Source organism: Nakamurella sp. (assembly GCF_044224575.1).
GTDB lineage: Bacteria > Actinomycetota > Actinomycetes > Mycobacteriales > Nakamurellaceae > Nakamurella.
Map to the genome: position 1 here is coordinate 152356 of NZ_JBGAKE010000013.1, position 8272 is coordinate 160627.

The following is an 8272-nucleotide window of genomic DNA, read 5'->3' on the forward strand; positions in this document are numbered from 1 at the left end:
CGGTCATCCGGCGACCCCCGTCAGCCGGGCCAGCACGACCGGCGTCCCGGTCGCCCGGGCCACCGACTCCGCGACACCCGTCGGCCCGGGGACTGCGTGCCCGTCGTCGACGACGACGATCAGATCCGCCTCGCCGCCGCCGGCCGACTCGGGCCAGCCGGCGTGGTAGACGTGCCGCTCGGCCCGCTCGCGGCTCCCCGGGTGCACCAGGGAGGCAAAGTCGATGCGTCGCCGGATCGGGTAGCCGGGGGCGTCGATCGCGTGCACCGGGGACCGGGTGGTGGATTGGAAGGCCGTCGCCCGGGTGGCCGACCGCAGCGCGAGCGCCAGCCGCAACGGCAGGTACATCAGTTCCTCCGTGCCCAGCACCAGCACCCGGCCGGCGTCGCCGCACGCCGTCGCCAACGCATCGGCGGCGGCCGGCAGGGTCACCTCGAACTCGGGCCGGTCGGTGACGGCGAACCCGTGCCGCCCGCCGGGCGGCAGCCGCGCCGGCCACGGCAACGGCACCTCCCGGACCGCGACCGGCCGGTCGACTCCCCGGCCGTCGAGCGGCGGCGACCCGGCCAGATCGCGGGCCACTCGCTCGGCGGAGCCGTCCGGCACGCTGACCGTTCCGCGGACCAGCGAGACGACGTCGATCCGGCAGCCCAGCCGCGCGGCCAGCTCGGCCCGGACCGCGTCGGACGCCGGCGAGCGGACGTCGACCAGCCCGGCCAGCACGTACCGCTCCCGCGGGAACCGGGCGTGCAGCGCCTCGACGACGTTCAGCGCGGTCCGGCCGGTGGACAGCTCGTCGTCGACGAGCACCAGCGGCCCGTCGCCCGCCAGGGTGAGCCGCGCATCCGGGCGCAGCAGATGGTCGGTGGCGTGCGAGTGCGACTCGACGAACTCCGCGGTCACCGGTACCGGCCCGTCGGGGCGCCGGGTGGAGTGCAGGTAGGGCGCGCCCAGCTGATCGGCGACCAGGTGACCCAGTGACGTGGCGGTCTCGGCGAAGCCGAACGTCACCACCCCGGGCCTGGGCGCCGGGTCGGGCAGGGCGGACAGCAGCCGCCCGGGCTCCGCACCCCGGACGGTGGCGACGGCCGCCGCCGCCCACTGCGCGGGGAGCTCCGCCGCGCCGGCCAGCTGTCGGGCGACCATGGCCCCGAGCAGCCGGCCGGTGCCGCAGACGACCCGGGGATCGACGGGCAGGTGCTTGCCCAGCACGGTCGAGACCAGCAGCTGGGCCCGTTTGGGGTTGCGCCGCAGGGCGATGCGCGTCAGGTCAGCCATCGTCAGGCCGATCGACCACGGGCCGGCCGGCTCATCCGCAACCTCGATGCCGTAGTGATCGGCGACCCAGGAGGACGTCATCGCGGCCCTCACCCGGCCTCCTGCAGTTCGGACTGCTGCTGGGCGGTGAGGATGTCGATGTGCGAGATGCCGGCCGCGGCCGCGCCGAACACCCGGGCCCGGAGCAGGGTGCGGTCGGCCCAGTTGCGATGCGGACGCATCTCGTTCATCTTGTTGCGGTAGCCGGACGTCCGAACCCCGCCGTGCGCGGATTCGGGTTCGACGATGTCCAGCGCATCGAGGTACTCCTCGTGCGGCACCACCGCCAACGCGTGCACCGGCGCGATGTGCGACGGGTGGATCACCGACTTGCCGGTCAGCCCGTTGGCGCGGTCCAGGATGATCTCCCGCATCAGCCCGTCCAGGTCGCGGCTCATCAGCGATCGCCGAAGCTCGTCGGCGTGCCGGTCGGCGAACGGCGTCTGCCGCAGCTGGGGTCGCAGGATCCGCTCGTGGTTGGCGAAGTACTCCCACACCGGCCCGGTGATCGCGAACCCGGTGCCGTCGGTGCGGCCCAACTGGTTGACCACCTGGGTGATCAGATCGGCGGCCACCCCGACGTCGTAGATGGACAGGTCCCGGTCCCGCCGGATGCCGAACAGCCCGCACAGATCGGTCGCCCCGATCCGCACGGTCAGCACCTGGGGCCGGTACCGGTCGAGCAGCTCCCGGATGCCGACCAGCTCCGTCTCCCGGGTCTCCCGGTACAGCACCTCGGGGGTCTCCAGCACCGGCATCGCGTAGACCGGGTGCGCGGACCGGGCGTCGATCTCGGTGACCGCCTGCAGGTACTCCTCCCCGGTCTTGGTGGAGAACTTCGGCAGCACGAAGCCGCTGACGATCCGCTGGTCGGGGCCCAGCGCCAGCGCGAGCTCCCGGATCTGCGCGGCCGACCGCACGCGGACGAACAGCAGGCTGTCCGGCGGATCCTCGCCGAGCTCGGACAGCACCGCCCCGGTGGACCCGACGGCCGCATCGACCGACGGGTCGGCGATCGCGTCCTCCAGGTCGATGACCATCGAGCGAACGCCCCGGGCGGCCCGCCGGCGGACCGTGCTCGCCAGATCGTTCCGCGTTGCCGGCACGTACAGCGTCGCGCCCAACGCGTGCGCCAGCACGGATCGCTCGCTGGTCCGCTCGAACGACTCCGGCGCGAGATGGAACAGCTCACGGCGAACGCCCTCGGCCAGCTGGTCGAAGTGCCGCATCGTCCTCCTGTCGGGTGGTGCCCGGCCTGTCGGGTTGAGTGGGGGGTGCCCGTCGGGAACTCTGTACCCGGGCCGGACGTTCGCGGGGCGGATGTTGGGAGGGATGCCGCGAACGACTGCGCGCAGAGTAACTGGCCCGACCCGGACGCCAAGTGAACGACAGACGAACAAGCGATCGAGCAAGGCAGTTCGATCAGTGAGTAAAGGGGTAGAGCAGCATGGGTGTGAGCCTGACCAAGGGCGGCAACGTTTCGCTGACGAAGGCCGCGCCCGGCCTGAAGGCGGTGTCCGTCGGCCTCGGCTGGGACGTCCGCTCGACGACCGGCGACGACTTCGACCTGGACGCCAGCGCGCTCGGCCTCGATCCCAATCACCGGATCGTCGCCGACGACTACTTCGTCTTCTTCAACAACACCAGCTCGCCGGACGGCTCCATCGTCCATCAGGGCGACAACCTGACCGGCGAGGGCGAGGGCGACGACGAGGTGATCAACGTCGATCTGCCGTCGGTGCCGGCGACCGTCGACTCGATCGTGTTCCCGGTGTCCATCTACGACGCGGAGACCCGCGGGCAGTCCTTCGGCCAGGTCCGGAACGCGTTCATCCGGGTGGTGGACCAGGCCAACGGCAACGAACTCGCCCGCTACGACCTGTCCGAGGACGCCTCGACCGAAACCGCGATGGTCTTCGGCGAGTTGTACCGCAACGGCGCCGAGTGGAAATTCCGCGCGATCGGTCAGGGTTACGCTTCTGGACTGGCGGGCATCGCCCGCGACTTCGGAGTCAACATCTGACCCCGGCCCGACGCGAAGGAAGGGCTGCGGTCGGACGCGCTCCGAGGTGAACCGACCCACCGCGCCCACCGCGCCCGTCCGTCGTGAAGAGGCCTGGAGTGCATCTCAAGATCTTCATGTGGTCGTACATCGTCACCGCCATTTCCCTGGTGGTGGCGTTCGTCTACGACAGCTGGTCCGGCGTTGTCCTCTGCGCCATCCTGGGCGTCCTGGAGGTGTCGCTGTCCTTCGACAACGCCGTCATCAACGCCACCATCCTCGAACGGATGAGCGACTTCTGGCAGAAGATGTTCCTGACGGTCGGCATCGTCATCGCCGTCTTCGGCATGCGACTGCTGCTGCCGCTGCTGATCGTCTACTTCGCCGCCGGGTTGAGCCCGGTCGAGGCGTTCCAGCTCGCGATGAACCCGCCCGCCGACGACGCCCCGTACTTCCCGGACGGCTCCCCGAGCTACGAGACGCTGCTGACCGACGCGCACCCGATCATCGCCGCGTTCGGTGGCATGTTCCTGCTGATGCTCTTCCTCAACTGGCTGTTTGAGGAGAAGGAGCACCACTGGCTGACCTGGCTGGAGAAGCCGCTGGCCAAGGCCGGGCGGTTGGACTCGATGGCGATCATGGTCGCCTGCCTGATCCTGCTGGTGACCTCGGAGACCCTGGCCGAGGACGCCGAGACGGTGCTGTTCGCCGGGCTCACCGGGTTGGTCGTGTATCTCGCGGTGAACGGCCTCGGCTCCTTCTTCGAGAACGCCGAACATCCGGACGAGGAACCCGAGCGCGACGTCGATCACGAGCCGGCGTCGGCGTTGAGCCGCAACTCCAAGCTGGTCAAGGCGACCGGCAAGGCCGGCTTCTTCCTGTTCCTGTATCTGGAGGTGCTGGACGCGTCGTTCTCGTTCGACGGCGTGATCGGTGCCTTCGCGATCACCTCGGACCCGATCCTGATCGCGCTGGGCCTCGGCCTGATCGGCGCGATGTTCGTCCGGTCGCTGACGGTCTTCCTGGTCCGCAAGGGCACGCTGTCCGAGTACGTCTACCTGGAGCACGGTGCGCACTGGGCGATCGGCGCCCTGGCGATCATCCTGTTCATCTCGATCGGCGTGCACATCAGCGAGTTCATCACCGGGCTGCTCGGCGTCGGGTTCATCGGCGCGGCGCTGTGGAGCAGCATCCAGCGCAACAAGCGTCTGCGCGCGCGGGGCGAGGAAGTCGGCACCATCCACGCCTGAGCCGGGCCCATCATCGACAGCATTCTGAAAGGACGTCGCGGTCCCATGGCCATCGACTACACCAAGCGTCCGCAGCAGCCCCCGGCCGCCCCCGCGGCGCCGGCCGCGCCGTCCGGGGGCGGCAAGGTGATCCTGACCAAGGGCGCACCCAAGGTGTCGCTGACCAAGTCCGGGGCGGTCGGCGGCACCGCCCGGGTCAACCTGAACTGGTCGACCGGCGCCACGCCACCGCCCGCCCCGACGGGCGGATTCTTCGCCAAGTTGAAGGCGGCCGCGGCGACTCCCGCATCCGGCGGCGTCGATCTCGACCTGGGCTGCCTGTACGAACTCGGCGACGGTCGTAAGGGCGTCATCCAGGCGCTGGGCAACGCGTTCGGCTCCTTGACCGCCCCGCCGTGGATCCAGCTCGATGGCGATGACCGCACCGGCAGCGTCGTCGGCGGCGAGAACATGTCGATCAACCTGGGCGCCCCCGGCCGATTCCGCCGCGTGCTGATCTTCGCGATGATCTACGAGGGCGCGCCGAACTGGGCGGCGGTGGACGGCGTGGTCACCCTGACCTCGGCCAGCGGCCAATCGTTCGAGGTGCGGTTGGACGACCCGGACCCCGGCGCGCGGATGTGTGCGGTGGCCCAGCTGGTGGACACCGGGGGTGAACTGGTCTTCCAGCGCGAGGTCCGGTATGTGCAGGGCGGGCAGATGGCGCTGGATCGGGCCTTCAACTGGGGGATGAACTGGCAGGCCGGGCGCAAGTAGCGCCCGGCCTGTGCCGGCCTGGATCAGACGTCGAACTCGGCAGGCGGGATGCCGACCGCGTTGCAGGCCTCCCGCACCGCGGCCCGCTCCTGCGGATCGAAGTTCCCGTCTGCCCCGCCGATGATGATGCCCAGCTGGATGACGGCCCGCGCCTGGTCCGGCTTGTTCCGCAGCTTGCCGATCGTTGCGATGGCCTCGATCTTGCCGAACTCGAAGTCACCGGCCAGCTTGCTGCAGTACCAGTCGAACTTCTGCTGCAGCTCGTCCGGCGGGAACACCGCCAGCACCGAGTTGGTCCGGATGAAGCCAGCCGTCTTGGCCTGCTCCGCCGGGTCGATCGATCCGTCGGCCGCCGCGATCAACGCGCACATCGCCATGCTGCCGTTGGCGAACTCCTTGTTCTTGAACTGACCGGCCTTGGTAGTCAGTTGGCCGTTCATCTCCTTGGTCTTGGCCTTGAGCGAATCCCAGAACGCCATGACGAACTCCCTTGCCGTGTCGACGCCAATGCGGTTGGTGCTGCGCCGGACTCGAGTCCGGCCACCCCCGCCTCCGGCTAACGAACCTCGGCCGCAAGAGGTTCCGCCCGGGGCGCGGGACCTGCCGGTTCGGAGTCGGCCGGCGGCAACGGGGGCGCCGGCGGAGTCCACGGGCGGACGCGTTCGACCACCTGCGTGTAGAACTCGTCGACGGCGTCGCTCACGGACGTCACGAAGCTGCCGCGGGCGCCTGACCGTTTGGTGCCCATCGGGTGCACCCGCGACACGACGAACGTGGTCGGCTCCCAGTCCTTGCCGGGCACCAGGCTCTGCGGCCGGGTCCGCACGTCCGCCAGCCGTTCGCAGGTCGTCTCGGCCCGCGGAGCGAACCGCGCCTCCACCAACAGATCGTCGGGGGCGTCCTTGAGCTGCTTGGTCAGCCACGTGACCCGCCGGGTCAGCGAACTCTCCTGGGGCGCAGCGATCTCGATCGAGACGTGCACCTGGGAGGTGCGCAGATCGGCGACGATGCCGATCGGGCCGGCCGCGTCCGGGACCCGCAGGCTGGCCGCCAACTGCCCGTGATCCCCGAGCCGGTGGGTGCCCTCGTCCAGCCGGGCCGCCGGATCGGCCTGCAGCCGGCGCGGCACGATTGTCCGGACCGGTACGCCGAGGCGGGCCGTCAGGCCCAGACTCAGTTGGCGGATCAGCTTGCGCCAGCTGTTCACGATCGGCACGGCCTTGGCGTCGCTCGGCCGGAGCGTGCCCGCCGCGACCGACTCCCGCACCGACACCCAGGACGGACCCATGTCGTTGAACGGCATCGCACCCGAGCGCGGGTGGCCAAGGTAGCGGTCGAGCTCGGACAGGATCCACATCGGCAGCGGATCGGTGAATCGATGGTGCGACAACAGCATCCGGATCTCGTGCATCACCTCCGACCACGAGATGTGCACCAGGCCGACCGCCAGGCTCGCCTTCGCGGCGATCTCCACCGGGTGCACGTCCGGCTCCGTGCTGATCTGGTTCGAGATGGTGATGACGGCGTCGTACTTGCGGCGCTTGGCCAGCCGCAGGTACGTCTCGATCTGCTCCCGCCCGAGCATGCCGTCGCCGGTCTTGACCTCCACCAGGGCCGTCCAGACCCGCTGGCCCCGTGCGATCCGGATGACTCCATCGGGAATCACGCGCCGTTCGCCGAGCGGGAACCCGACCTCGATGAACGTCTCCAGCGCCCCGGCCGGCGCACCGGCCCGGGCGGTGAGGGCTCGGCCGAGCGGGCGCACCGCCGCCATGGTCCAGAGCAGCGCCGACGTGGCGCGCTTCTCCTGCTCATCGGCAGCGCCGATCCCGGAGATCGAAAACAGCCGGGAATCCTGCCACCCCGGCTCGTCGGCCAGCCGCCGAGGTTCCAGGGCAACGGGTTTCGGGGCCGCGACCCGCACCCGCCGGGGGCGGTCCGCCAGCTGCGAATGGCTCGGGCTCGGGACGGGCCGAGCGGTCGCCTGCGCGTGACCCGCCGCACCCGCCTGCGGCTCGGCCATCGGCGACTCGTCGGCGAGCGGGTCGTCCGTCCACTGGTCGGGGCTCGGGTCGGGGGCCGGGTCGTCGGCGGCTTCGACCTCGTCCGGCGCACCGGCGCTCGTCTCGATCTCGGTGCTGATCTCGGTGCTGATCTCCCCGCCAATGTCGGAGTCGATCTCACCCCCGACGTCGCCGGCGATCTCGGTGTTGCTGTCGCTGTCGCTGTCGACGCCACTGCCACCGTCGACATCGCTGTCACTGTCGAGGTCCCCGTCCGGGCCCGGCTCTGCGGGGTCGACGTCCACCCCGTAGTCCGTCGCCAGCCCGGCCAGGCCGCCCTGCCAACCCTGGCCGACCGCGCGCAGCCGCCAGCCGTCGTCGCGCCGGTAGACCTCGCCGACGACCACCGCACGTTCGGTGGTCAGCCCGGCGACCGGGAAGCGCGCCAGCGGGTTCGCGCGCTCGTCGTTCACCAGCCACTCGAGAACGTCCAGGTCGGCCAACGTCGCGCCGTCCGTGGTCGCGACGAGCGTCAACGAGCGCACATCGGGCTCGACGGCGGACAGATCGACCAGGACATCGCCCGACCCACCGGCATCGGCGGCAACCTTCCCGGCCAGCACGACCGAACCGTCCGCCGTCGCCGGTTGGTTGTAGAAGATCATGTCCGCGTCGCTGCGCACCCGGCGGTCGGCCCCCAGCATCAGCGCCACCACGTCGACGTCGACCGGATCATCGGTGGTCGACCAGCGCACGCTCAGTCGAAGGCTGGACAGCTCCCCGTCGATCGGCACGTTCTGACCCTTGACAAGAACGATTTCCCCCATCGGCCGACGATAGGTCCGGACGACGCACCGCGCATCCGGGCCTCAAGCGGATTTATGGGCGATCCCGTCGGCCCGAGTGTGCGGAAAGTGCCCCCAAACCTGCGGTTTGGGGGCACT

Annotated in this window: 7 protein-coding genes; 3 read left to right on the top strand and 4 right to left on the bottom strand. The window is 70.4% G+C overall.

Going from position 1 to position 8272, the window contains the following annotated elements:
- Positions 1-3 precede the first annotated feature (3 nt).
- Positions 4-1371, bottom strand: a complete 1368-nt coding sequence (locus tag ACILSK_RS16215) for a phosphoribosyltransferase domain-containing protein (protein WP_395728203.1) — start codon at positions 1369-1371, stop codon at positions 4-6.
- Complete coding sequence (locus ACILSK_RS16220; RefSeq protein WP_395728204.1) at positions 1368-2546, bottom strand: HpcH/HpaI aldolase/citrate lyase family protein; 1179 nt, start codon at positions 2544-2546, stop codon at positions 1368-1370. Before ACILSK_RS16220 ends, ACILSK_RS16215 begins: the two co-directional genes overlap by 4 nt.
- A gap of 218 nt (positions 2547-2764) precedes the next feature.
- On the opposite strand from ACILSK_RS16220, the gene ACILSK_RS16225 reads away from it, so the two are divergent.
- The 3 genes from ACILSK_RS16225 (at position 2765) to ACILSK_RS16235 (ending at position 5325) form a co-directional block, all read left to right on the top strand.
- Positions 2765-3340: a TerD family protein gene (locus tag ACILSK_RS16225; RefSeq protein WP_395728205.1), complete on the top strand. Its 576-nt coding sequence runs from the start codon at positions 2765-2767 to the stop codon at positions 3338-3340.
- A 98-nt stretch (positions 3341-3438) separates the two neighbouring features.
- Positions 3439-4569, top strand: a complete 1131-nt coding sequence (locus ACILSK_RS16230; protein WP_395728206.1) for a DUF475 domain-containing protein — start codon at positions 3439-3441, stop codon at positions 4567-4569.
- Positions 4570-4614: 45 nt separating this feature from the next.
- The gene (locus ACILSK_RS16235; protein WP_395728207.1) at positions 4615-5325 is read left to right on the top strand and encodes a tellurium resistance protein; all 711 of its coding nucleotides are present in this window, start codon (positions 4615-4617) and stop codon (positions 5323-5325) included.
- Between the two features lie 23 nt (positions 5326-5348).
- Here the strand turns inward: ACILSK_RS16235 and ACILSK_RS16240 are convergent, their stop codons facing one another.
- On the bottom strand, positions 5349-5804 hold the full coding sequence (locus ACILSK_RS16240) for a tellurite resistance TerB family protein (protein WP_395728208.1): 456 nt from the start codon (positions 5802-5804) through the stop codon (positions 5349-5351).
- A 77-nt stretch (positions 5805-5881) separates the two neighbouring features.
- On the bottom strand, positions 5882-8155 hold the full coding sequence (locus ACILSK_RS16245) for a TerD family protein (RefSeq protein WP_395728209.1): 2274 nt from the start codon (positions 8153-8155) through the stop codon (positions 5882-5884).
- Positions 8156-8272: the final 117 nt, after the last annotated feature.

Excerpts from the sequence above, each read along its gene's own strand:
- ACILSK_RS16220 (WP_395728204.1), bottom strand. The coding sequence starts at position 2,546 with ATGCGGCACTTCGACCAGCTGGCCGAGGGCGTTCGCCGTGAGCTGTTC.
- ACILSK_RS16235 (WP_395728207.1), top strand. The coding sequence starts at position 4,615 with ATGGCCATCGACTACACCAAGCGTCCGCAGCAGCCCCCGGCCGCCCCC.
- ACILSK_RS16225 (WP_395728205.1), top strand. The coding sequence starts at position 2,765 with ATGGGTGTGAGCCTGACCAAGGGCGGCAACGTTTCGCTGACGAAGGCC.
- ACILSK_RS16245 (WP_395728209.1), bottom strand. The coding sequence starts at position 8,155 with ATGGGGGAAATCGTTCTTGTCAAGGGTCAGAACGTGCCGATCGACGGG.
- ACILSK_RS16240 (WP_395728208.1), bottom strand. The coding sequence starts at position 5,804 with ATGGCGTTCTGGGATTCGCTCAAGGCCAAGACCAAGGAGATGAACGGC.